The sequence below is a fragment of the Cerasicoccus sp. TK19100 genome, assembly GCF_027257155.1.
GTDB lineage: Bacteria > Verrucomicrobiota > Verrucomicrobiia > Opitutales > Cerasicoccaceae > Cerasicoccus > Cerasicoccus fimbriatus.
The window spans coordinates 50782-75982 of the sequence record NZ_JAPWDU010000002.1 but is presented as its reverse complement, the minus strand read 5'-3'; the positions used below and the strand labels follow the sequence as shown (position 1 = coordinate 75982).

Here is a 25201-nt window from a genome sequence, read left to right as displayed (position 1 = left end):
ATGCGAAGTGCGGAGTGTGGAATGAGTCATCAGAATCTACAGGACCGTACAAAGCAGTTCGCGCTACGAGTGGTGAATTTGGTTGAAGCTTTGCCTGATACCAGAGCTGGACGTATCTTCGCGAATCAAGTTGGGCGCAGCGCTTGTTCTGTTGCGGCCAACTACCGGGCAGCTTGTCGTGCAAAGTCAAAGGCAGATTTCATTGCCAAGCTGGGCATTGTCGAAGAAGAAGCCGACGAAACGCTTTTCTGGTTGGAAATGATCCGCGATTCGAAGACCATGACTTCTGATCGTCTTCAGTCACTCATGGATGAAGCTGGTGAGCTCACCGCAATCACCGTCTCCTCCATCAATACCGCACGCGGCGGTAAACGTACTGAATCCAACACTTAATTCCGCAATCCGCACTCCTCACTCCGCACTTTCGCAATGCTATCGGTTCGCATCATCCCTTGCCTTGACGTCCACAACGGGCGTGTCGTTAAAGGCGTTAATTTCGTCAATCTCATCGATGCGGGTGACCCGGTTGAGCAAGCTAAGGCGTACGAAAAGCAAGGTGCGGATGAGTTGGTTTTCTTGGACATCACGGCCTCCAGCGACGAGCGCAACATCATGCTCGACGTCGTCGAGCGCACGGCGAGCGAGTGCTTCATGCCGCTGACCGTGGGTGGTGGCCTGCGCTCCATCGACGACATTCGCGCGATGCTCAATGCCGGCGCGGACAAGATTTCGCTCAACACTTCGGCCGTGAAAACGCCGGAGCTGATCAAGGAAGCCTCGGATAAATTTGGTAACCAGTGCATCGTCGTCGCCATCGACGCCAAGCGCGTGGCCCCCGGTAAGTGGGAAGTCTTTACCCACGGCGGCCGCAACCCCACCGGCCTTGACGCCATCGAATGGGCGCAGAAGGTCACCGAGCTCGGTGCAGGCGAAATCCTGCTCACCAGCATGGATGCCGACGGCACCAAGGACGGCTACGATTGCGAGCTCACCCGGGCCGTCAGCGAGGCCGTTACGATTCCTGTCATCGCCAGCGGCGGCGCGGGCAACTTGGAGCACTTGGTCGATGTCCTGCAAGACGGCAAGGCCAGCGCGGTGCTGGCGGCGTCGATCTTTCACTTTGGCACCTACACGATCCGCGAGGCCAAGGAAGCACTGGCGTCGGCAGCGCTGCCCGTTCGTCTTTAGCGAGAGCGATTCACATTGATTTGTGAGCGGCAGGTCCTAGCTTAACTCGTCATGCCGAGTATCCGCCCAACTGCTTTGAATGCGCTCCTGGGAGTGGCCGCGATTGTGGTGATCATCGCTGGCATGCGCGCAGCTGCCTCAATCGTGGTGCTATTTTTGCTGGCGGTGTTTGTGGTGATTCTCATTGCACCGATCTATTTTTGGCTTCAACGCAAGGGAGCACCTTCATGGGCGGCATTGATCGTCTTGATCCTGGGCATGCTGGGCACGGGCATGTTTGCCGCCAGCTTCTTTACCAACGCGGTCAATGATTTTGCGGGCAACCTGAATAAGTATCAGCGCGAGCTATCCAGCCAGATAAACAATGGCGTCGCGTGGCTGGAAGATCGCGGCGTCGAAGTCGAAGAAGACCTCGTGGCCAAAACGCTCGATACCCGCGCCCTCTTTGCGCAGACGGCAAATTTGCTAAAATCCGTCAGCGTGCTGCTGTCCAATGCCTTCATCATCATCCTGATTGCGATTTTTATCCTGATGGAGGCCGCGCGGTTGCCAGACAAAATCCGGCACCTGCCCGGCATGACCGATGACCGCTGGGACGATCTTCTCGAAATCGTGACCAACGTGCGGCAATACATGGGCATGAAGGCCGTGATGAGCCTGCTGACCGGCACCCTGGTTTCGATCCTGCTCTTCATTATGAAGGTCGACTACCCGGTCCTGCTCGGTGTGCTCGCATTTCTGTTTAACTTCGTGCCCAGCATCGGCTCGATCATCGCCTCGATTCCCGGCATCCTGCTGGCGCTGGTCCTGCATGGCGTGGGTGATGCGGCAATCGTCACCGTGGGCTATGTCGCGATCAATGTCGGCGTGAGCAACGTCCTGGAGCCGCGCTACATGGGCAAGGGGCTCGGCCTCTCGCCGATGATCATCATCGTCACGCTGTTTCTCTGGGCATGGATTCTGGGGCCGGTCGGCATGCTCTTATCGGTGCCGCTCACGATGGCGATCAAGGTCGCGCTCGAATCCAGCGAAAAGACCAAAGGCATCGCCTATCTTATGTCCGATACCGTCCCCCCGTCAAAAGAGGTGGACAACCCCAAAGGCTAATTTTCGCCCACGGCCGCATGCACCGCCTTGAGCGCCTCGCCAATGCGCGGGCCGGGAACATTCATCAATTTTGAGTCTACGACGACCACCCTGCCCGTTTTTACGGCGCGCAAATTTTGCCACACCGGGTCCTCGCTCAAGGTGTCGAGCACGCGCATGCGAACCGCCTCCTCGCCGTCTGATAAATCCTGCGACACGATGATCACATCCGGATCGGCTTGGACCACGGATTCACGGTTGAGCAATGGCCACGGCGCACCGGCATCGGCGGCAACATTTTGCGCACCGGCCAAGCCAAGCAAGCTATCGGGGTAGCTCCCCGGGCCAGCAACGTAGTCCAATTTCGGGCTTAGCGCGATCAAGGCCTTAGGCGAGAGGTTCCGGTTCTGCACCGAGGCTAGCACGGCCTCACGGTCGGCCTGAAGTTGCGCCAGCACCTCTTGCGCGTCGGCCTCACTGCCCATTGCTGCGGCCAGCGTTTGCCCATCACGCAAAATGCCATCGTAGCCATCATTGTTGAGCACGAGCACGGTTTGTCCGAGGTCGCGCAGGCGCTGCACATCGCTGTCTTTGGCGATGTCGGCCGTAATGATCAGGTCCGCATTCGCACCAAGCACACTCTCGAAATTCGGGGACGGATAAACGGGGTAACGCTGAATGCCCGCTTGTTCATCGCTGACCTCGCAATGCTCGGTAACCCCGATCAACGCCGACTCCAGGCCCATGCGGCGCATCCACTGCGTGGTGCTCGGTGCCAGGCTGATGACGCGTTTCGGCTGCGCCTTAACCGTCACGCGGTCGCCGCGACCATCGGTGAGCGTCTTCGGGTAGCCGGCAGTTGGTTGGGCGGCTTGCGGCGGCGCTGATTTCTCATCGATAGGCTCAATCAGAACGGACACCGTTTGCCCGACGCGCAGTTGGATATCGTCGGGTAACTCGAGCGGCTTAATGCGCACCGGAAAACGCTGCGCCAAGCGCACCCAGTCCACCGTCGGCTTTACCATGGGCAGCTGGGTGTTTTGGTTGATTGCACCATCCTCGCGGAAAATGCCCCAACTGATGCTCTCCACCACGCCGGGGAACGGCTCGAAAAAGTCGCCCATCATCACAATGCGCACACGGTCGCCCTCCTTGATGCCGTGCAGATCGGTCTCGCGGAAATAGGCGGAGATCCAGAACGAATCGGCGTCGACCAGCGCCATGAGCGGCTGTCCCGTGGTCACGTAAGAGCCCACGGTGACCTCCAGATTCGTGATGTAGCCGCTGACGGGGGCGTTGACCTTGGTATAGCTCAGGTTGAGGCGCGCCAACTCCAGCTCGGCCTCGTCCACGGCGATATCAGCCACGGCCTCGAGGTATTTCGCTTCGTAGTCCTGAAAAATCTCCTGCGAAATTAACTCCTGCGACACCAGTCCACGCCGACGCTCGACCTCCATCTTCAAGTTGGCGGCCACCGTTTTAGAGCGCTCCAAGGCAGCCTCGGCGCGGCGGACTTCTTTCTCATAATCCGTCGGGTCGATTTGAAACAGCGGCGCGCCCTCCTCGACCCATTGGTTGTCCTTCACGTTCACGGCGACCATCGGGCCATCCACCCGCGCGGCAATTCCCACAACGTAGGCCCGCACCTGCCCATCACGTGTCCAGGGATGCTTCTCGTATTCCTGGTAGAAGCGCCACGTGGCGTAGGTAGCCACCGCGACTGCGATCAGCGTGATCAAGATTTTCAGCAGTTTCTTCATCATCGGGGAAACAGGAGCAAGGCCAGCCCCGAACTACAGCCCACCATCATCGCAAAGAGAAACAACGGCGGGTGCCAAACGAAGCGCGTTAAACCGACCAGGTCCATCGCCCAGGCCAGCACCCAGGCCAGGGAAAACCCGAGCACCACCACGATCATTGAAAACGGCAGGTAGAAGCCGAGCGCGTCGATCTCCGGATTCAGCGACCAATCGCCAAGCAGAGCAAACATGCCTTCTGGCAGCCAGCGGCAGACCGTCACATCACTTAATGCTCGCAGCTCTCCAATCATCTACGCCATATGATTGCAAAGATTTCGCGACTAAAGACAATCCTCTTTAATTCCCTTCTAACATGCTCACTGCGAACCAACTGCGATTGCTGACTGCCTTTAAAACGGCGCTCGCGGTGGTGATCGCTCTCGGCATCGCGATGAAGCTCAACTGGGAGCGCCCTTACTGGACCGGGATCACGGTCTTCATCACGTTTTTGCCCTACGTCGGCGCGGCGATTGAGAAATCCATCCTGCGCATACTCGGCACCCTCGCGGCCGGCATCCTGGCGTATTTACTGACTGGCTTTTTCGAGCAAGACCAGGTGTTGATGAGCATCGCGCTGTTCGTGATCCTGTCGTTGTTTGGCTATGGAGCCACGGGAACAACCTACCCGTATTTTTTCATCCTCGGCGGCATCACGCTCTGTATCATCGTGGGCACGACGATTGTGAACCCCGGAGAGCTCTGGCATCTCGTGCTGTTTCGCACGCTGGAAGTCTGCCTGGGCGTCGTTGTCGCGCTAGCGGTGAATAACCTGATCTTCCCCCAGCGCGCGTCCAACGCCTTTCGCTTCAAGGCCTCCGACACGTTGAAAGATTGCCAGGGCCTGCTCTCGCTCGCGGTCGAGCACTACCAGGCGGGTGCCCAGCTGCCCGCCGACCTCGAAAAGCGCATCAAAAAAATCGCCACACAATTTCCCGCGCTGGTGAGCCTCTATCAATCGGCAATCAAGGACAGCAGCCGCATCCATCACCACAAGCACGCGATGGAGGAATTTATCCGCGAGATTCGGCAAATCTACGTAGCGATCGTGACGGTGATGCGTGCCTCCGCTAGCGAAACACCACGCGAATTTCAAAAGGAGCTGCAGGACGAATTGCGGGATTACGTGAGTGCGCTTCAGGCAGACTTGCTGCAAATAGTCGAAGACTTGCAGCGGGACGAACCCGCACGCCGCTTGCAGCGCGTGCATGACGCCCGGGAGCGGCTGCGCGAAAAAGTCATCGTGCTGCGCCGTGAGGGCGTCTCGATGACTTACCCTGTCGACGACGCCACGAACTTTTACGCCTACATGGGCGACCTCGATTCGCTGCACGACTCGTTGATTCGCCTGGCGCAGGCCGACCGCGCCATCTACGGCGGCAAAGAGGTCAAGCAGCTCCCCACCCGCGTCAAAGAGAAAAAACCCGGCTGGGGACTGAGCAAACTACGCGTCCACCACTGCCTCAAGGTCGGCATCGCGAGCTTGATCGCGCTCTATCTTTACCTCTGGCTGCAGTGGCCGTCGGGCGTCACCTCGTTCCTGACCTGCGCGATCGTGATGCAGGTCTCCGCTGTCGCCAGCAACCAGAAGTCCATGCTGCGCCTAGGAGGCTGCATGCTCGGTGGGTTATTTGGCGCGCTCACGCTTGCCTTTATCGAGCCCAACTTTGCCACCTATTACGGCTATTGCGTGCCGCTGTTTTTCATCTTTGCTTTCTTTTCCTGGATCAACAACGGACCTGTAAAATACGCCTATGCGGGCTTTCAGGCGCAATTGGCTTTTCTGCTGATGACCACCATTTCCGCGCAGCAAAGCGTGGACCTCGAAGCCGGTGTGGACCGTTTTCTCGGCATCTTGCTGGGGGTGTTTGTCGCCGCGTTGGTGCACCGGCTCATCTGGCCCGTGCTGCCGGAGCAGGAGTTTTGCCGCCAGCTCAGCGCCTTCTTCCAGCAGGCCAGCCAGTTCATGCGTGAGCAGGATCAGCGCATCACCGTGCAGCAGTCCGAGCCCGCCAAACGCGCGCAGGAGCACGATCTGGCCAACATCGAAGGTATGCCCGCGAAGACGTTCGATTGGCTCGGGCAAATTGGTTTCCGCAATCGAGAGGAGAAAGACAAAGACGCGCTGACTCAGGTTTACCTGCAAGTGCAGGCCATCTCTTTTGCACTGCGCGGCATGGCTCAGGCCAATGCGCGTGACCTGGAGCGTAATTCTCTGGATCACCTCCGCCCCGAGCTACAAGCCATGGATCATGCGGTGGCCGACATCTTCCAACGCTGCGGCGAAGCTTTTCAGCAAACGGCATATAGCAGCACCGATGACAACCTTCGCGAGGCCCGGATCAATCTGGAAAAACGCCTGACCAAACTCCTCCGCGTCGAGCACGCGACGAGGAACTTAAACAACGAGCAGCTCGGTAATTTCCTGAGCCTGGTGCGGCGCTACCGCGAAGTCGCCACCTTTGCTCGCGCGTGCGAGCAGGAAGTTGCCGCATTGAACTTCAGCGTGCTCAAGCGCAGCGCATTTTTTTAATACTCTAATCGGCCTAAGCGAAGTATGCAGTCGCGGCCTGTTTGTCTTCGCCAATTTGCTCCTTGAGCGCATCCAGCGAGGCAAACTTTTGCTCTGGTCGAATGAACTTCACCCATTCGACAATCACCTTGGAGCCAGTGGTTAACTTTGTATCGCAAAGTGTGTGCACTTCCAGCAAGGGTTCGGGTGCCGCGGCCTCGACCGTTGGGCGCAGACCGTAGTTGGCTACCGCATTTTCCCAACGGGCATCCGGGCAATCGCTTTGCTTCACCCGCACGGCATAGACGCCAAAGCACGGCTGGAGCTCGGGCGACCAGCGGAGGTTCAGCGTCGGAAAGCCGATCGTGCGCCCGAGCTGTCGACCGGGGATGCACTCGCTCAACGAAAAATACGTATAGCCCAGCAGTTCATTCACTTCGCCAATGCGACCCGCGGTCAACGATTCGCGGATACGTGTGCTGCTGATGGGGTCGCCATTGTGCTTGATGCGTTCGACGCTAAACACACCGATCTCCAGCGGCTTGCAGGCTTCGATTAAATCCTTCACGCCGCCAAGACGCCCACGACCAAAACGGAAATTCTCCCCGATATGCAATGACTTCAGCCTCGGCAAATGCTCGCGCAACATCGCGGGGAAGTCCTCCGCCAAAACACCCGCGAAGGCCTTGTCAAAGCGTTGAAATATCATCAGATCGACGCCGCGCTCACGCAGCAAACGCTCCTTGACCGAACGCGGCTGCAAGAGACGCGTCGGGCTTTCGGGGCGAAACAGCGTGCTCGGATGCGGGTCAAAGGTCAGCACCCCGGCCTGCCCGCCCGTGCGTTGGGCCGAGTGTACCGCCGATTCGATCACCGCCTGGTGGCCCAGGTGAACGCCGTCAAACATGCCCAGCGCCAAGTGCAGCGGCCCGCTGCTTTCTGCTTGCTGCAAGGAGTCGACGACCACGGCCATAGCGTTTGCGAAAGTTGCGTTTACAGCACGTGACTTGGCACGGCTTGGTAAACGGGGATCAATCGGCGGCGAATTTCGACAGCGGTCAGCTCTTCGAACTTCTCCAGCGCGGTGCACTGAGCAATCGTGAAGCTGCCACTCAGTGTGCGGCGGAGCTCCTTCAGGTGCGCGCCACAACCTAGCTTCTCGCCGATGTCATGCGCGAGCGTGCGGATGTAGGTGCCCTTGCTACAAGCCACGTCGAACGTGATTTCCGGCAATGCAATCTCCGTCACGTCCAGGTGGGAAATGCGGATAAAGCGCGGCTCGCGCTCCACTTCCTTGCCCTTACGCGCGAGCTTGTAGAGCGGCACACCGTCGATCTTTTTCGCGGAAAACATCGGCGGGGTCTGGTATTGATCGCCCAGGAATTCCCCGAACACGTCATTGACCTGTTCCGAGCTGAGCTCGGGCACGTCGCGAGTTTCCATCACTTCGCCTTCGCAATCGTAGGTGTTGGTGATCTCGCCCAGCTTCATGACGCCGGTGTATTCCTTGTCGAGAGACATCAGGTATTGGGAAACCTTCGTCGCCTTACCGACCAAAATAATGAGCAAGCCAGTCGCATTCGGATCGAGCGTTCCGGCGTGGCCCACCTTCTTCATTTTCAGTTTACGGCGTACGCGATCCACCACGTCGTGCGAGGTGCAACCGACGGGTTTATCAATCAGCAATACGCCTTCAAATTCGTTTGTGCTTTGGGACATTAGGATTTCTGAAAAGGGTGTAATTGAGGCAAGCTATGGAACATTGTCCAGCGAAAGCGAACGCTTAGCTTGCGGTGGGTGCCACTTCGGCGAGGTGTTCCTCCAGCTTGGCGACGATCTCCAGGTAGAATTGCTCGATGGTGGAATCCACATTAAAGCCGGCTGCGCAGGTGTGGCCTCCGCCACCAAAGGACGACGCCACCTGATCAACACGGTAGAGCGGATTCTTGCATCGCAGGCTGCCCTTGAGCATGCCGTCCTCGTATTCTTCGAGCAGCAGGCCTATTTCCACGTCGGCGATGTCGCGCGCGTAGTCGACAAAACCTTCAGCCTCCTCGCGCCAGGCACCGGTATCTTTGTAGGCCTTGAGCGGCAGACGACCGATGCAAACACGGCCACCGATCTCCAGGCGAAGCGACGCCAGGAAACGCTGCAAGAGCGCCAGTTTGTTAAAGCGTTCGTTTTCGAAAAGGTGCTTAGCCGCCTCATTCGGCGAGGCACCGTAGTCCATCAGTTTGGAGCAGACACCGAATACGCGCTCCGAAGTCGATGGAGAGCGGAACTGCCCGGTGTCCGTCGCAATGCCCACGTAAAGCGCCTGCGCCGTGGTGGCATCGATCGGTAAATCGAAGTCGAAGAACATGCCCGCGAGCAGCTCGGCCGTGGCTGCGCAATCCGCGTCGATGATGTTCAACTCGGCGTAGTCCGGATTCGAAATGTGGTGATCGATATTCGCGTAGGTCTGCGGAAAAATATCGATCAACTTCTGAGATACGCGGATGGGATCGGCGCAATCGACATTGATTGGGATGTGGTCGTTGTTCTCAAACTCATTCCACAGCAGAAACGGGGTGTCTTTAACAATCGGCTCGATATCGCGCGGAACTTGGTGGCGGTTCACGGCCACCGCATCAGAGCCAATGGCGTTCAGCACGCGGGTCAGCGCCACCTGCGAGCCGATGCAGTCGCCGTCGGGCCGCATGTGCCCAAGCACGGCAACGCGCCGGCCCTTCACCGCTGCCAATAGCTCGGCGAAGGCCTCTTTCTGCTCAGGAAAATACATTACTGGCGCGGCTCCTGTTCGTCGTCCTCGATGTCGTCTTCATCGATTTCGTTAAGCAAGTCCAATACCCGCACGCCGCGGGCAATGGAATCATCGTGCTTAAACTTGAGCTTCGGCAGGTATTTCAACACCACCGTCTTAGCCAGGAACTGCCGGATGTTTTTGTGCTCTTTGTTGAAGAACTGCTCGGCCTTCTCGACTGCTTCCGCATCGCCGATCACCGAATAGTAAATGCGCGCATTGCGGAGATCCGGCGACACATCCACTTCGGTAATCGTCACCGCCACCGCGCGCTCACGGTAATTCGTATGAAGCACCGTGCTGATTTCGCGCTTTACCAGCTCGTTAACTCGGACACTGCGGGAAGACATTGAGTAAGATTAAAGTGTTAAAGGAAAAAGGAAAAAGAAATCAGCAAAAGGTTTGAGACCAACTATATTCGGTTCACGCACTTTTTCCTTTAATCTTTTTCCTTTAAACTCCCTTACAGACTCGGTCGGAATTCGACGATCTCGTAAACTTCGATCACGTCCTTCTCCTCGTAGTCGTTGCAACCGGTGATGTTGGCACCGCACTCGTAGCCGGCGCGCACCTCGGTGGCGTCGTCCTTGAAGCGCTTGAGCGTGCCAATACGTCCTTCGTGAACCACTTCGTCCTTGCGCAACAAGCGGGCGTGAGCATCGCGTTTGATGATACCTTCGGTAACCATGCAGCCGGCCACAAAGCCTTTGCCGACGGGGAAGATCGCGCGAACCTCGGCGGCACCGAGCTTGTTTTCGCGGAACTCCGGCTCCAGCAGCTCGGCCATGGATTCCTTCACCTGGTCGATCAGCTCGTAAATGATGTTGTGCTGGATGATGTGCACATCGCCGTGCTTGGCCTGCGCCTGCACGCCGGGCTCCATCTTCGTGTTGAAGGCAACGATCGTCGCGCGGGACGAGGTAGCGAGCACCACGTCGTTTTTGGAAACGAGGCCCACATCGGATTGGATGACATCCAGATTGACCTTGTCGCTTTTGATCGACTCAAGCATGCCAACCAAGGCTTCCATCGAGCCATGCACGTCTGCCTTCACGATGACACGCAGCACCTTCGCGCGAGTCTCATCGATCATGCCCAGGAACTCATCGAGGTCCATCGGCGCATTGGCCTTAGCCTGCAAGTCGAGTAGCTCCTTTTTGATTTTTTGCGCGTTCTCTTCGGCTTCGCGGCGGGCGTCCTTGTCGTTCTTGAGCGTAATGAATTCGCTGCCGGCACTCGGCGCATCAGACCAGCCCATCAGGCGCACCGGAGTCGAGGGCGGCGCAGACTTAACCTGCTTGCCGTTCTCGTCTAACATCGCGCGAACCTTACAGTAGTTCGGGCCGCAAACAAGTGCGCAGCCGGGCTTGAGCGTGCCCTTCTGGACGATGACTGTCGCCGTGGAACCACGGCCCTGCTCGACCTGAGACTCCACGATAATACCCTGCGGCGGGCACTTCGGGTTGGCCTGCAGTTCGAGGACTTCGGCCTGCAAGAGCACGAGCTCAAGAAGCTCTTCGATGCCTTCGCCATTAATGGCGGAAACCGGTGCACAAAGCGTTTCACCACCCCAGTCTTCCGAGGCAATGTTGCGCTCCTGCATCTGCTGCTTCACGCGATCGATGTTGGCACCCTTGGAGTCCATCTTGTTGATCGCGACTACGATCGGCACATTGGCTTTTTGGGCAAACTTCAGGGCTTCGTCGGTTTGCGGCATGAAGCCGTCATCCGCTGCCACCACGAGGATCGCCACGTCGGTGACATTCGCGCCACGCTCACGCATCTTGGAGAAAGCCGCGTGACCGGGAGTATCGATAAAGGTGAGCTTCTGGCCGTTTTGTTCGACCTGATAAGCGCCGATGTGCTGCGTAATGCCGCCAGCTTCGCCGGAGACGACGTTGGCCTTGCGGATCGAGTCCAGCAGCGTCGTTTTACCGTGGTCAACGTGACCCAGCACGCAGACTACCGGTGGACGTGGCTCCAACTGGCTCGGATCGTCGTCCGAAATCTTATCCTTTTTCTTGGCCTTGGCCTGCGCCTGCTCCTCACCACGGTGGCGGACCTCCAGCTTGAAGCCATGCTTTTCAGCGAGCTTTGCTGCGATATCCTCCTCAATGGTCTGGTTCATGCCGGCAAAAATACCGGCATCCATCAGCTCGGAAATGAGCTTAAAGGGCTTCATGCCGATCAAGCCGGCAAAGTCACGTACCACGATGGGCGGCTTGACCTGGATGATCTTCTGGCCGTCCTGCTCAACGATCTTGCCTTCTTCGACCGAAGCGGGCCTGGATGGCTGAGTCGCACCGATAACGACATTTTTCTTGGTCTCCTCACGAGTAGGAATACTCGGTGCGGGTGGAGTCTTGGGCGGCAAAGTTACCTGCGGGCCAGCCTCATCCTTGGGCTTGGTCGGTGCGGGCATGGACATTTGCGGCGGTGCCACCGGAGTCGGCATACTTGGCGCGGCGGGCGACTTGGTAGCCGGACGCGGCATCGAGGGCATGCCCGGCGACTTGCCTGCTGGCATCGTCGGCATGGTGGGCATTTTCGGGGACTTCGGACCGGCGTCAGCGGCCGGTTGTTGCGAAGGCTGCTGCGGCTGGGCAGCGGCTTCACGTTCTTCGCGGCGACGGTTGATTTCATCTTCGCGGGCCTTCTTTTCAGCGGCCTCTTTTTCCGCGCGCTCGCGTTGCAGGTCTTCCTTGGACTTTACAATCGCGTTACCGGGTATGTTCGGCTTAACGGGTTGCGCGGGCGCGGGCGCTGGAGTTGGAGTTTCCGGCGCAGGCGCGGTTTCCTCCGGGCTTTCAGCCTCGGAGTTTGCCTGATTGCGAAATTCGTCAATAAATGCTTCGGCTGAGATGTTGTCGATCGTGCTGGACGCACTCTTCACCTCAAACCCCCGCTCGCGCAGGATTTCCATGACCTCCTTGTTCTCCATATCGAGTTCCTTGGAGATCTCATATATTCTGCGGCTCATAAATTAGTATTGGTGTCTTCTTCTACAGTTAATTCTTGTTCTTCGTTCAGTATTCTTGCTGCTCAATTTAGCCAGAAATCGATTCGGCTACCTTGGCGATGACCATGTTGGCTTCTTCTTCGTTGAGGCCCATGTCCATGAGGTCGTCGGCTTCAACACCGGCAAATGCCTCGATGTTGTTCAAGCCGTTGTCGACGAGAATTGCCGCGCGCGGCACTTGCAGGCCGGTGCGTTCCGCCAACAACAAAATCGCCTCCTGGCGCTTTTCGTCGAATCCCTGCTCTTGCACCTTGAGCTTGCCGATGTCGAGGCGCCAGCCCAGGAGCTTTGAGGTCAGTTTCGCGTTTTGACCGCGACGGCCAATGGCGATGGAAAGGTCTTCCTCGTTGACTTCGAAGTAGATGCGGCGGTGCTCTTCGTCCATGCGGATGTTGCGCGGAATAGCCGGCTTGATCGCTTCGTGGAGCAAGGCAATGGGGTCCGGATCGAACTTAATAATATCGATCTTTTCACCGCCGAGCTCGCGAACAATGCTCTTAACGCGGGCACCACGCGCACCGACGCAAGCACCGACCGGGTCGACCTTGGTGTCGTTGCTGTGGACGGCCAGCTTCGAACGGTAACCTGGCTCACGTGCCATCCCTTCAATCGAAACGGTGCCATCAGCGATTTCCGTGACTTCCAGCTCAAACAGGCGGCGGACAAAATGCAGGGAGGCGCGGCTGAGGATTAGCTCCGGCCCGCGCGGGGTGGTGTCAATCTTCAGCAGCAGGCAGCGAATGCGCTCACCCGGGGCGTAATCTTCGCCGGGCACGCGCTCACGCGGCGGCAGCACGGCTTCGGCCTTACCGAGGTCGACGATCAAGTCGCCACGCTCGCGGCGGCGAACCACACCGGTGACGACGTCGCCCACTTGGTCCTTATAGTCGTCAAAAATACGCTCCTTCTCAAACTGGCGGATGCGCTGCATGATTGCCTGACGGGCAGTCTGAGCGGCAATGCGGCCGAGGAATGCTGGATCGACTTCGCGGTAAACGAGGTCACCGATCTGGGCGTCTTTCTTATAGACGCCGGCCTTTTCAATATGGATTTCGCTGGTAGGATCACTGACCGAGTCGACCACCGTAAGCTCCGCCCAGGCCTTGAGGGCACCATTGCGGGGATTGATCTCTACCTTCAGCTCCTGGCCTGCGTTGACGCCGCGTTGCGCCGCATTGCGAATCGCAGAGGAAATAGTCTGAATCATGTCATCACGACTGATTCCCTTTTCCTTTTCCATGTATTCGAGGACTGACAGGATTTCGTTGCTCATTGGTGTGGGTTTTTAAAATAAAAAAAAGTGGGCCGAGACCCACCTATCGTTTGACCGGATAGTTGTTTTAACCGTCGATAATGAAAAGACCGCGCGCCTTGTCAAGACCTCTGGCGCCAAGACTGCTGTATTATTACGCTTGCCGAAAAGCGCTTAATGTAGCACATTGACACACTACACAACCACACACACAGACCTATGAATAAATCGCTACTCATCATCACCCTACTCGCTGGCCTGCTCGTAAACGTTGGCTGCGAATCAACTGATACCGCAGACACGACGACGACCAAGCCCGCCGAGCCAATGGCTGAATCACCCGCAGCTGCAGCTCAGCAAATGACTGCCAGCGAAAAACGCGTCATGCAAATGCAGCAGCTCGACCGCAGCTACGCCTCTGGTGGTATGACTCCGGCAGAGTACAGCATGCGCCGCGAGCAGATTCTGGAAATGTACTAAATCGGCGAAGATTTTCGTTGGCGGAAGATGCGGGATTCACTTCCCTGTCTTCCGTGAACGAAACAGTCGACGCCAACAGCCCCCTCACCGTCCTACAAGACGCATTTGCCCAAGGGCGTCTAGCACATGCTTTATTGCTGCAGGGGGCTAGCCTCGAAACCTTGGATGACGGCTGCCGCCAACTAGCCAGCCGTCTGCTGAATACACCGGAGCCTGCCAGCCATCCGGACTTCTTCAGCGTACGCCCGTCCAATAAGATGCGACGCATCGGCACGGACGACATTCGCGACCTGAACCGCAACATTCAGCAAACCTCCAACCAGGGCGGCGCAAAAGTCGCCGTGATCTACGAGGCTGACCGCCTGCAAACCCAGGCTGCCAACGCCTTTCTCAAGACACTGGAGGAACCACCGGCGGAAACAACGATTTTCCTGATCACCACCCGCCCTTATGATTTGCTGGCCACGATTCGCAGCCGATGCCTCCTCGTCAACTTCCCTGCAGATCGGGACCGCATTCAGTCTGCGGATTGGAAACAATGGCTTGCCGACTACTCCACTCTACTGGAGTTGGCCGGCCGCGGTGCCAACCGCAGCTCTGCACCAGAGCTGATCCTTGGTGCCTACGGGCTCATCACCCGCTTTGTCGGCATCAAAAACGAACTCTCTGGCGAGGCTTGGAAGGAGTTCAAGCTGACCCTGCCTGAATCGATGACCGATGACCAAATCGTCGCCATGGAGACCGGCTACATGAAGAGCCTGCGTGGACGTATGCTCGCCGAAATCGAAGAACAAACCCGCAATGCCGCCTTGCAAACCGAGGACACCAACGGTGCGGGTCGACGCTTGGATCAGGCGGTTCAGCTACTCGAAAAATCAGCCGGGCTGCTCGAAGTAAACTTCCAGGAAGCAGCGGCGCTGGAGTATTTTCTCCTCAGCAGCCTGCGCGTTTGGGCGCGCTCCTGATCGTCTGAAAATCGGCAAAATTAGTCGATTTGCTCCAAAACGTCGCGCATTTGCGTCTCGTAGAACTTAGTCAACTGATTGCGAATTGCATGAGGGTCCGATTCGCGGAGAATGCGTTTTGCAAGATCCTTCGCCTCCGACAGCTTCATTTTGCGGATTAAATATTTTATTTCCGGCAAAACCGTTCCAGTCGCGCTGATCTCATCGGCACCCAATCCGAACAGCAGCGGCACGTAGATTGGATCGCCTGCCATTTCCCCACAGACACCCACATGGACATTGTGCTTGTTGGCTGTTTCGATGATCACTTTTAACGTACGGATGACCGCCGGATGATTCGGCTCATAGAGGTGGGCAATGCGATCATTTACGCGATCCACCGCGAGAAGGTATTGGATCAAATCATTGGTCCCGATACTGAAAAAATCACAATGCTCGGCCAGCAGATCGCAGGTATAGGCGGCACCAGGTATCTCGATCATCGCGCCGACTTGGATGTCCTTATCAAACTTCTGTCCGCGCTCGCGGCACTCCTTTTTTGCCTCTTCGAGCAGCAGATTGGCGGCAATCAATTCTTCGGCCGAGCTGATCATCGGATACATGATCTTCACGTTGCCGACGGCACTGGCGCGAAGGATTGCGCGGAGCTGGTCCTTAAACAAATCCCGATGCTCCAGGCAGAAACGAATCGCCCGGAAGCCCATAAATGGATTGTTCTCGTTCTGGACAAAATAGTCGGACAGGTGCTTATCGCCGCCTAAGTCCAGCGTTCGTAAAATCACCGGATGCGGGGACAAGGCCTCCGCCACCTCCCGGTAAGCCTGATACTGGTCTTCCTCGTCCGGAAAGGCGTCCTGCTGCATAAACAGCGCCTCCGTGCGGTAAAGCCCCACACCTTCTGCGCCTCGCTCCAGGGCGGATTCACAGTCTTCCGGACCGCCGATATTGGCACCGATCTCAAGGCGATGCCCATCGGCCGTGGTCGCCGGCAAAAGCGCCGAACTCTCAAAGACACGCTGAATATTCTGGCGTTCGCTTTTCAGCTCACCGTAGCGGAACAGGGTCTCCTCCGAGGGGTTGATGATGACAATGCCATCATAACCATCGATCAGGATATAGTCCTCATTATCAAGCTGTTCTGAGGCATTGTGCAAACCAACGACAGCCGGGACGCCCAGTGAACGCGCCATGATGACGGCGTGGCTGGTGCGGCTGCCGGAGTCCGTCACAACGCCTAAAATTCTCTTTTTATCAAAACTCGCGGCCTCCGACGGTGTGATGTCCTCGGAGACGATAATGCGCTCGTTGACCAACTCCATCAGGTTGCGCTGAGTCTGCCCAAGCAGGATCTGCAAAACACGGCGGGAGACGTCCTCGATGTCCTTAACGCGCTCCTTCAGGTAATCATCCTGCAGGGCCTCAAAGGCTTCAATGAATCGGTTACTCACCTCGCGGAAACAATACTCGACGTTGTAGCCGGTGTCCTCCATTTCCCGAAGCGTTTCCTCGATCAAAGCGCGGTCCTCAAGGACCATGATATGTGCGTCAAAAATGCGCGCTTCGTTCTCCCCCAAACGCCCGGCAATCTCGTGGCGGATTTCTGCAATCTGGCGGCGGGCCTCCAGCAGCGCTTTTTCAAAACGCTCCTTCTCGTGCTCCAGCTGTTTGGTAGGAATCTCGTAAACCGGAATCTCTAACTCCTTCTGCAAGATAACGAAAGCCAATCCATGCGCAACTCCAGGAGAAGCTGCGATGCCGTCCAGGATGATCTCTTTAGGCTTATCGGAATCCATTCAATCAGTGTCTTGCAGGGGGAAGTATCCGACGGTGTCGGTATTCTTTACAGATTGGTTCGACTCACGATACAGGCAAGATAATTCCGTTCAGTCCTTTTGGCGCTAATTGAGAGACGAATATTAATCAAACAATTGAGGTTTCGACGCAAAAAACATCCTCCCCCAAGCACTCACGAATCGTGGCAGTGATAGATGCAACATCATCGCCCTCCTCCAGGCACACGAAGCACGAACTGCCACTGCCGCTCATTAAGCAGCGGACAGCATGGCGCTCACGCAGCAGCTCCAGGACAGTGGGGAGCGCCAAATATTTCTCAAACGCCGCATCCTGCATGTTGTTGAATAACGGCACTTTAGAGCTATTTGGAGATGCCTGCCACTGAGACAACATGTCCTCCGCTTTTTCGGTCGGCAGATACCAGGATCCGTTAGCCTTCATCCGCCCGTAAGCCCACCCGGTTTCGACACCAAAAGATGGCTTAAAGATGATAAGGCGCTGGCCTTTTAAGGCGTCATTTGCTGCGGGCTCCAGGTCCGACAAATGTTCGCCACGCCCCCTCATTATTACGGGTTTTTTCGCCAGAAACAGCGGGCAATCCGAGCCTAATGTGGCCGACAATTCTATCAGCTCGGCATTGGTAAGCGGTTCACCTGTAAGCTGATTCAACGCAGCCAGCACGGCCGAAGCATTACTGCTGCCACCGCCCAATCCGGCACCCGCCGGGATGCGCTTATCGAGCTGAATACGCACCCCTTCGGCAAAGTGGTGCTTTTGGCGAAAAGCCGTCACCGCGCGCAAGGCCAGGTTGGAGCCATCGGTCGGCACACCCGGGAAATCGCAAGTCAGGACGTCCCCCTCCTGCCCCGGCACTAGCTCGACAGTAATCTCGTCGCCGAAATTGACCGGTGCCACCAGGCTGACGAGTTCGTGAAACCCGTCCTCACGCACACCGGTGATCGCGAGCACGAGGTTAATCTTCGCAGGCGAAAAAATCGTTAGCTCCGGCATCCGGCTTATACAGTTTGCGCACCCTCGGCGAGCAGTGCCTCCAAACGCGCGGCGCTGTCAGCTTGAGTCAGGGATTCGATAATCTCGTCCAAGTCGCCGTCCATGACAGCAGTCAGGCTGTGCAAGGTCAGGCCGATACGGTGGTCGGTCAGGCGGCTTTGCGGGAAATTATACGTGCGAATGCGCTCCGAGCGGTCCCCAGTGCCCACCTGGCTGCGGCGGTGCGCGGCATACTTCTCGGCCTCCTCCTTCTGCCTCCTTTCGAGCAAGCGGGAGCGAAGCACTTTGAGCGCTTTAGCGCGGTTTTTGAGCTGCGAACGCTCATCCGCGCAATAGACCATGATGCCCGTCGGGATGTGGGTCATCTGGACCGCGGACTCCGTCTTGTTAACGTGCTGACCACCGGCACCACTGGCGCGGCAGGTGGTGATTTCGAGGTCCTCAGTGCGGATCTCCACGTCGACTTCCTCAGCTTCCGGCAGCACCGCAACGGTGGCCGTAGAGGTGTGGATGCGGCCCTGAGATTCCGTTTCCGGCACACGCTGCACGCGGTGAACGCCGCTCTCGTACTTAAGCTTTTTATAGACGTCCTCTCCGCTGATCAGGAATGCGACTTCGCGGAAACCGCCAGCATCGGACTCATTCATACCCATGGCTTCGACTCGCCAGCCCTGGCGATCCGCAAAGCGTTGATACATGCGATATAGATCGCCGGCAAAAATGTTGGCCTCGTTACCTCCCGCGCCGCCTCGGATTTCCACGATCGTATTACGCGAATCCGTTGGGTCGGGCGGCAGCATGGCTAGCAGCAATTCCTGTCGGTAGGGCTCGTGCTTTTTCTCGGCCTCGGCCACCTCCTCACGAGCCATTTCGCGGAGCTCCTCATCGAGCGAGGAGTCATTGACCATGGCCTGGTTTTCCTCGAGCTCGCGCTCAAGCTTGGCCAAACGGTCGTAAAGCTCAAGCAAGTTGGAAATGTGTGTGTGCTCGCGGGAGACTTCCGTAGCCTTGCTCTGGTCGGAGAAAAAGTCAGGCTCCGCCATCAACTCGTCGAGCTCGGCGCGCCTTTTGCGAAATGGTTCTAAGTCGGGAATGCCTTCCATGATGTGTGGCCGTGATATCGGCGAAACGCGAAAAACAAACGGAAAGTCGCCCGCTTAGCAAGAAATTCCGCTAATCCCTCTGCCCGACTTCGCCATCAATCTCCCCTGCAATGCAAACACCAAACAGCATCATCTGGGTCGAATAATAAATCCACAGCAGGAAGACCACCAGCGTGTTCGCCGCACCGTAGGCCGAGGCGATTTCACTCTGGCTCAAGTAAACATTTACCAGTAAGCGGCCAATCTCAAACGAGCCTAGCACGAATGCGCTGCCAATCAGCGTCGCCTTCCAACTCGGCGCATGCACGGCGAGCAATTTGATAATCGCCGCCACCGCGCCAAACACCATGAAGGCGTTGGTGACGTCGATTACGTAGCTGGCCCAATCATATTGTTGCGGCAAAAACAGCGGAATTAACTTCGGTGCCATCGCCGTGATCAGAATGCCCGTCACCAGGATCAGGCCTGCCGCCAATGTAAAAAGAAAAGCATTCAAGCGGCCCAGCAAACTGCGCTTCACCGCCTGCTTCATGTCCGAACTGGTGATCTCTAACAGGCGATTCACGCTGATGCGCAGGCGGACAAAGATTAAGGTGGCCGCCCAAAACAGCGTCACCCCGGATACCACGGCCAGCCACCACCCTTGTTGGTCAAAGGCATCCGGCTTCACCATCCCGATCAACGACGCCGCCTCTTTGTGCGACATAAAGCTCTGCATCCAGTCGACCGCTGCATCCCGTGCCCCGTCCTCGCCCAGAAATTTCCCCGCAATCATGAGCGCAAACACGATCAGCGGTGCCGACGAAAACAGCATATAGAAAGACATCGATGCGGAAAGCCCGAACCCGTCAGCCCGCATCCAGCGCGCCACCACATTGAGCAGGAACTTTCCCCATTTCTTCATGGCGACTAAGTTGCCCCACCCCAATCGATGAGCAAGCTCGGAAGCGGTTTTAATTTTTAGCACCGAAGTGCGCAATGGTGGAGGTGGCGGGAGTCGAACCCGCGTGTCCGGAGGTTTCAATTATAGCGTCTACAGAAATAGTCAGTCATTTGTGTTCAGGTTCCAGACGCGGACAGACACGCTGCCGGTTCCCAATTAACCTGTTAGATACGGTTTACACCCGGTTACCCGATGCAAACTATACTCGCTAGCTGACGCCTCATTCCCTTAACGAGCATCCGGGGTGAGACGAGGCTGAACTTAAGCAGCCATAAGCTCGCCCTGAGGAGCGAACTCGACGATATTATTTTCGCCATTTAGTGTGTTGATGGATTTGATACGGAGCCAACCATCATCTCCGTCCTGCAGCCATAACCTACAGCTCCGGGTCGAATCCGGAACACCCCCATTGCATATCGGGGAGGCATGACCTTGAAATGCCTCTCAAAGATCAAAGAGTAGAATATCGTGCACTTCCCCGCATTTGTCAAGTGGGTCTCATGCCCGATTAATCGGATTTTGCTTTGAGCACCAGCGACCCCATCGGCGGCATTTGAACCACGCTGCCCGTGGCATCCCCGGCAATTAAATCCACGTAGGCATGCGCCAACTGTAGCTCCTGGGCTTGCTCGGTCGTGTTCTGCAAAAAGTAAAAACGGCCCGACTCGTTCTCGCGCAATTGGGCCACGACGCCGGGAGGCAACTTTTCGGGGATGCAGGACGCAACACCGGCTTCGCGGCAGATGCTTTCAACGATCGCCGTAAGCGCATCTTCGCCGCAGCGACCGGCCAAATAATAGGCGCGCCCCTTACCCGACTCCTTCACCGTGAAACTCGGTTGGCCGGCGTAGAAGCCATCCTTAAAAGTCGCCAGGACCTCCGCACTTTCGGCATGGACGCAATCAATGTTGGCGTTCATCGCGAAGTCGCCCGTGAGCCCCAGGCGGTTGCCCGCAGCGAAAGTCATGCTCACCGGATGGTGGTCGTTAAATTCGTCGGTCTCTTCAACCCACACGCCAAAGAGTTCACGCAGCCCATCACCTGGCCACCCGCCGAGGAAGCAGCTGTTGTTTTCATTTACGATGCCAGACAGGGTAGTCATTAACAGCGTGCCACCGGCTTTCACAAAGCGCTTCATGGCGTCGGCAACACCCGGCTTCAACATAAACAGCTGAGGCGCAATGATCAACCGATAGCCATCAAAGCAGGCCGTGCTTTCAATGACATCAACCGGTACGCTGCCAGCCCACAGCGGGCGATGGAATGCCTGGCACGTGGCGACATATTGCTTTTTCGGACCACTGATTGGGCCTGCCGAAAGCTCGAAGCCCCAGCGTGCATCCCAGTCGTAAATAATCGCTGCCGGCGCGTCCACGTGGCCACCCCGCGCGGCTGCAATTTGCTTAAGGCTCGCACCCACTTCGGCAACTTCACGGAAGACACGGCTGTTTTCACTGCCCTCGTGGTCGACGACGGCACCATGGAATTTCTCAAAGCCGCCCTGCCCTTTGCGCCACTGAAAATACATGGCACCATCAGCGCCGTGACCGATGGCCTGTAGCATCTGCAACCGGTGAATACCGGGGCGCTTGTGGTGCATGCAGGACTGCCAATTCGTGTTACTGGGCGTGGATTCAATCAGCACGAACGGCTTCTGCTTCATGCTCCGGTGCTGGTCATGAGTCATCGCCACCGACTGAATAATATGCGCCTTATCGGGACCATTCCACTCAGGGTAATTATCATCCGAGATGAAGTCGCAAAGCTCAGCGAGGCGGTAATAATCCAGCCCGTCAAAATAGCCCATCAGGTTGGTCGTCACCGGCAGATCGGAATGCTGGCGCACCGCAGCGATCTCGTGCTGCATGAAGTCGCACGTGATCCACGTCGTGAATCGCTTCCAGTCGAGGGCCAGGCAGTCGATGCTTTCGTCGCGCGGGTCGATCTCGGCAAAGTCGGTAAACCGATGGCTCCAAAACTCGGTCCACCAGGCGCGGTTGAGTTGGTCCAGCGAGCCGTAGCGTTCCTCCAGCCAGCGACGGAATGCCCCCAGACAACCGTCGCAGTAACAGGAGCCGCTATACTCGTTGGAAATATGCCAGCCACCCAAAGCGCGGTGATGCGCATAACGCTCGGCGAGGCGCTCATTGATCGCGGCAATTTTTTCCCGGTAAACCGGTGAGCTCTGGCAATGGTTGTGTCGGCGCTTATGCGTGTCGCGCAAGCCATTCTCCGCCACGCGGCGAATCTCCGGATACTTGCGAGACATCCAGGCGGGCTTGCCCCCGGAGGGTGTTGCCAAGAAGACCCGACTCCCCTGCGCAGCCAAGCCGTCCAGCGTGCGGTCAAGCCAGTCGAACTCGTATTGCCCATCGGCGGGCTCATAGGATGTCCAGGCAAAGATGCCGACGCTAAAGGCATTGCAGCCAGCGAGTTTTTGCAGGCGGTAGTCCTCCTGAATAATGTCCGGGCGGTGCTGCCACTGGTCCGGGTTATAGTCGCCGCCGTGCAGCAGCGCATCGAAATGAGGGATAATCGGGGCGTGCGTTTTCATCATGTGGGGGAATTTTTGCCGATAATATGGCCGTTATCCAAACGGCTGCCTACTCGATGACCAGCCAATTGTGACAATGCTGTATTTTTGAAGACCGTCTTGTAAAACTGAATGTTTTGTACTTTAGCCGAACCGAAAACTACTTTAAAGCTCGCCCATGAAATCTTTTCTTATCCACCACTGCTCACTCACGATTGCCGCGCTCGCGCTTGCATCATTTTCGCTATCCGCTGATACGCTGGAGTTACGCAATGGCTCCACGCTGAAAGGTTCCTACGAAGGCGGCACGCCTGATGTTGTCCGCTTTTATTTCAACGGCTCCACACAGGAATATAGCCGGGGGGACATCGCCAGCATCACCTTTTCCGAGGAGACGCCGAATCGGCCAGGTGCTGCGGCGGCTTCGATCCCTGGGCCCATTCCTGCCGCGCCAGCCGAGGCACCTTCGGCCATGACCATTCCGGCTGGCACGAATCTGGTTGCTTCGCTTCAGGGTTCGATCAACTCCGGTAGCGTGAAGGCCGGAGAGACTTTCCCCGCCGTCCTGGTATCGGATTTACGCGTGGGCGATCAGGTGATTTTGCCCGCTGGCACACAGCTGCAGGGAGAGATCGTCAGCGCCAAGTCCGCTGGCATCATTCGCAAAAAAGCCGATCTGGTGCTGACGATTAACGCTATCAATTACAAGGGCCAGATGGTCGCTGTGCGCACCAGCACTCAGCAGGAAAGCTCCGCTGGGGAAACGGGCAAAGACGTGTTGGGCGGTGCCGCCAAGGGCGCAGCAATGGGCGCTATTTTCGGAGCCTTCAATGATGGCGCTGGCGACGGTGCGGCCGGTGGTGCCGTAGGTGGTGCAGCGGGCGGCCTCTTACACAAGGGCGACAATGTCGAGTATTCCTCGGGCTCAGTGCTGGCTTTTACGCTGGAAAGCCCGGTGAACCTGTAGGCCACAACGCTTACAGCTCGAATTCCAGTAGCACCGGCTTGTGATCTGATAAAAAGCCGGGCAGCACTTCACAGCGCGTCATCCGATAAGGCTCCGGCAAGAAGACGAAGTCGATCGTCTTACTTGGTAAATGTGCGGGGAATGTTCGTTTGTCGCGCGGATACAAGTGATACTCGCGGTGCTTCAGAATGTGCTGAAACAGATGGTTGACCGCATCGGCCTGCGGCTTGGATCGGCTGTTAAAATCGCCACAAATGATCGGAGCCAGCGGACGCTCATCAGGACCTCGGTGGGCGTTTTCAATGATGTAGTCCATGATCGATTCCACCTGCTCAACCCGCCGTTTGCGCGAGCGAAAATCCAGGTGCGCATTCAGTAGCGGCACAACTTGCCCCTTGTAATCGATCTCCGCGTAGAGAAAGCCTTTTTCGCCCAATGTCGCCTCGCCAAAGGATTGCGTGTGCCAATGCTCAAGACGATGGCGCGACAAAATCGCGTTGCCATAAGCCAGAGGACGCTTGCCCGTGCGGCGATTGTTTACGCCCAGTTCGGCATATTCGTAGCCAGCTACCGCCTGGATTTCTTTGAGCAGGTTGATATTCCAATTCCAATGCGAATCCTCGTCGACTTCCTGCATGGCGACGATGTCGGCATCGACCTTCACCATCAGCTCGCCGATGGCGCGCAGGTTTTTCCTGATACGCTCCGGCGAGCTGAATTTCTGGTAAAGCGACAGGCCGCGGCCATGCGCAATATTGAAGGTGACGAGTCGTAAGGTGTCCGGCACTGCGAAGTAGAATTAACCCAACAGCTCGGGTATCTGCTCAAGCTCCGTGATGACGGCGTCCGGCTTGACGTCCTTGCAATCGGCGTCGTCCTCGCGCAAACGCAGAGAACGGTCATCACCGGCAAAGAGCGCGGTCTTGAAGCCGAGTTTCTGCGCGGGCCAGATGTCGTTGCGGATGTCGTTGCCGATGAAGAGTGTCTCTTCCGGCTTAATCCCGTCCAGCGCCTGCATGCGCTCCATTGCGATCTCATACAGCCCGGCACCTGGCTTGGCCACACTGTGCTCGTAAGAGTAAATGCAGAGCAGCTCTTCCATGCCCAGATCATGTGGGCTGTCTTCGAAGAACGCATCAAACAGCAGCGGCGTGAAGGCCTGAGCATTGGAAATGAGGCCGAGGCTCTTGCCCTTGTCCAGGCAGCTCTCGAACACGTCGAGCACGCCGGGCATCGGGTAAACCGGGTTCACGCGGACCTCGAACAATGTCGCGAGCTGCATGAGGTTGTTGCGGGTCGTGCGGCCACGGATCAATTCATAGGCCTCCAACTGGCCGATCAAGTCCTCCCATACGCCAATGATGTCCACCTCGGGAAACGGCGTTCCCTGATCGCGGCGGATGTCCTGCTCGGCCTTGATGGTGTCCATGAAGAGCTCGTTAATCGGTGTCTTTTCATCGGTGAGGATGAAGCCGACTTCTTCGATCGATTGCCGAATAAGCTTTTCGCGGGTCTTGGATTTGTCGTTGGCGACAAGGGAGATGTCCCCCACTCCGCTTTGAAAGAGTGTTCCGTAGATGTCGAACATGACCGCGCGGATGCCCTTAAGCTTCTTCAGCTTGGGCGACTGGCCGGTCGGCACGGGTTCCATCTCGGGAGAATTGTTTCGTATAATATCAACGGGTTTCAGCTTTAGTGCCATGGTGGCAATAAAGGTAGTTCGCCCCTGCGCGGCAATTGGAAATTACC

General features: G+C 57.1%; 22 protein-coding genes and 1 other RNA gene. 7 read left to right on the top strand and 16 right to left on the bottom strand.

The genetic code is table 11. From position 1 onward, the window contains the following. Positions 1–21 precede the first annotated feature (21 nt). From O3S85_RS03695 to O3S85_RS03685, 3 genes are read left to right on the top strand one after another with little or no spacing between them, the layout of a single operon-like run. Positions 22–393, top strand: a complete 372-nt coding sequence (locus tag O3S85_RS03695) for a four helix bundle protein (protein ID WP_269537931.1) — start codon at positions 22–24, stop codon at positions 391–393. A gap of 36 nt (positions 394–429) precedes the next feature. After that, positions 430–1188: an imidazole glycerol phosphate synthase subunit HisF gene (hisF, locus tag O3S85_RS03690; RefSeq protein WP_269537930.1), complete on the top strand. Its 759-nt coding sequence runs from the start codon at positions 430–432 to the stop codon at positions 1186–1188. Positions 1189–1239: 51 nt separating this feature from the next. After that, on the top strand, positions 1240–2295 hold the full coding sequence (locus O3S85_RS03685) for an AI-2E family transporter (protein ID WP_269537929.1): 1056 nt from the start codon (positions 1240–1242) through the stop codon (positions 2293–2295). Here the strand turns inward: O3S85_RS03685 and O3S85_RS03680 are convergent. Both O3S85_RS03680 and O3S85_RS03675 read right to left on the bottom strand, forming a co-directional pair. Beyond that, positions 2292–4037 (bottom strand): efflux RND transporter periplasmic adaptor subunit, encoded by a 1746-nt coding sequence (locus O3S85_RS03680; RefSeq protein WP_269537928.1) that lies wholly within the window; start codon positions 4035–4037, stop codon positions 2292–2294. The two genes, O3S85_RS03685 and O3S85_RS03680, sit on opposite strands and share 4 nt — an antisense overlap. Next, a complete protein-coding gene (locus tag O3S85_RS03675; protein WP_269537927.1) occupies positions 4034–4264 on the bottom strand; it encodes a DUF1656 domain-containing protein in 231 nt (76 codons plus the stop codon). The genes O3S85_RS03680 and O3S85_RS03675 overlap by 4 nt, the downstream gene beginning before the upstream one ends. A 122-nt stretch (positions 4265–4386) precedes the next feature. Here O3S85_RS03675 and O3S85_RS03670 point away from each other — a divergent pair, with 122 nt between their 5' ends. Beyond that, positions 4387–6603, top strand: coding sequence for an FUSC family protein (locus tag O3S85_RS03670; protein WP_269537926.1), 2217 nt, complete (start codon positions 4387–4389; stop codon positions 6601–6603). 13 nt (positions 6604–6616) lie between these two features. On the opposite strand, the gene ribF is transcribed toward O3S85_RS03670, so the two are convergent. From ribF to nusA, 6 genes are all read right to left on the bottom strand, one after another. After that, on the bottom strand, positions 6617–7555 hold the full coding sequence (gene ribF / locus O3S85_RS03665) for a riboflavin biosynthesis protein RibF (RefSeq protein ID WP_269537925.1): 939 nt from the start codon (positions 7553–7555) through the stop codon (positions 6617–6619). 20 nt (positions 7556–7575) lie between these two features. Beyond that, positions 7576–8301: a tRNA pseudouridine(55) synthase TruB gene (gene truB, locus O3S85_RS03660; protein WP_269537924.1), complete on the bottom strand. Its 726-nt coding sequence runs from the start codon at positions 8299–8301 to the stop codon at positions 7576–7578. Between the two features lie 64 nt (positions 8302–8365). Further along, a complete protein-coding gene (locus O3S85_RS03655; protein ID WP_269537923.1) occupies positions 8366–9364 on the bottom strand; it encodes a DHH family phosphoesterase in 999 nt (332 codons plus the stop codon). Beyond that, positions 9364–9735 carry a 30S ribosome-binding factor RbfA gene (rbfA, locus tag O3S85_RS03650; protein WP_269537922.1) on the bottom strand — a complete coding sequence of 124 codons (372 nt, stop codon included), beginning with the start codon at positions 9733–9735 and terminating at the stop codon, positions 9364–9366. The genes O3S85_RS03655 and rbfA overlap by 1 nt, the downstream gene beginning before the upstream one ends. A 113-nt stretch (positions 9736–9848) precedes the next feature. Continuing rightward, complete coding sequence (gene infB / locus O3S85_RS03645) at positions 9849–12365, bottom strand: translation initiation factor IF-2 (RefSeq protein ID WP_269537921.1); 2517 nt, start codon at positions 12363–12365, stop codon at positions 9849–9851. Positions 12366–12432: 67 nt separating this feature from the next. Next, positions 12433–13677 carry a transcription termination factor NusA gene (nusA, locus tag O3S85_RS03640; RefSeq protein WP_269537920.1) on the bottom strand — a complete coding sequence of 415 codons (1245 nt, stop codon included), beginning with the start codon at positions 13675–13677 and terminating at the stop codon, positions 12433–12435. 198 nt (positions 13678–13875) lie between these two features. Between nusA and O3S85_RS03635 the strand changes: the two genes are divergently transcribed. After that, complete coding sequence (locus O3S85_RS03635) at positions 13876–14136, top strand: hypothetical protein (RefSeq protein ID WP_269537918.1); 261 nt, start codon at positions 13876–13878, stop codon at positions 14134–14136. Positions 14137–14189: 53 nt separating this feature from the next. After that, positions 14190–15101, top strand: coding sequence for a hypothetical protein (locus tag O3S85_RS03630; RefSeq protein ID WP_269537916.1), 912 nt, complete (start codon positions 14190–14192; stop codon positions 15099–15101). A gap of 20 nt (positions 15102–15121) precedes the next feature. Here O3S85_RS03630 and ptsP read toward each other — a convergent pair whose 3' ends face one another. The 6 genes from ptsP to O3S85_RS03600 form a co-directional block, all read right to left on the bottom strand. Continuing rightward, on the bottom strand, positions 15122–16894 hold the full coding sequence (gene ptsP / locus O3S85_RS03625; protein ID WP_269537915.1) for a phosphoenolpyruvate--protein phosphotransferase: 1773 nt from the start codon (positions 16892–16894) through the stop codon (positions 15122–15124). 127 nt (positions 16895–17021) lie between these two features. Further along, complete coding sequence (ispE, locus tag O3S85_RS03620) at positions 17022–17906, bottom strand: 4-(cytidine 5'-diphospho)-2-C-methyl-D-erythritol kinase (protein ID WP_269537913.1); 885 nt, start codon at positions 17904–17906, stop codon at positions 17022–17024. Between the two features lie 5 nt (positions 17907–17911). Further along, the gene (gene prfA / locus O3S85_RS03615; protein WP_269537912.1) at positions 17912–19009 is read right to left on the bottom strand and encodes a peptide chain release factor 1; all 1098 of its coding nucleotides are present in this window, start codon (positions 19007–19009) and stop codon (positions 17912–17914) included. Positions 19010–19079: 70 nt separating this feature from the next. Beyond that, positions 19080–19913 (bottom strand): YihY/virulence factor BrkB family protein, encoded by an 834-nt coding sequence (locus O3S85_RS03610; RefSeq protein WP_269537911.1) that lies wholly within the window; start codon positions 19911–19913, stop codon positions 19080–19082. A 75-nt stretch (positions 19914–19988) separates the two neighbouring features. Beyond that, positions 19989–20360, bottom strand: a transfer-messenger RNA (tmRNA) gene (gene ssrA / locus O3S85_RS03605). A gap of 100 nt (positions 20361–20460) precedes the next feature. Beyond that, positions 20461–22509 (bottom strand): beta-galactosidase, encoded by a 2049-nt coding sequence (locus O3S85_RS03600; RefSeq protein ID WP_269537910.1) that lies wholly within the window; start codon positions 22507–22509, stop codon positions 20461–20463. A 154-nt stretch (positions 22510–22663) separates the two neighbouring features. Here O3S85_RS03600 and O3S85_RS03595 point away from each other — a divergent pair, with 154 nt between their 5' ends. Further along, entirely contained in the window at positions 22664–23452 is a 789-nt protein-coding gene (locus O3S85_RS03595) for a hypothetical protein (protein WP_269537908.1), read from the top strand. 10 nt (positions 23453–23462) lie between these two features. On the opposite strand, the gene O3S85_RS03590 is transcribed toward O3S85_RS03595, so the two are convergent. After that, a complete protein-coding gene (locus O3S85_RS03590) occupies positions 23463–24239 on the bottom strand; it encodes an endonuclease/exonuclease/phosphatase family protein (protein ID WP_269537906.1) in 777 nt (258 codons plus the stop codon). A 12-nt stretch (positions 24240–24251) separates the two neighbouring features. Beyond that, on the bottom strand, positions 24252–25154 hold the full coding sequence (locus tag O3S85_RS03585; protein ID WP_269537904.1) for an HAD family hydrolase: 903 nt from the start codon (positions 25152–25154) through the stop codon (positions 24252–24254). Positions 25155–25201 lie beyond the last annotated feature (47 nt).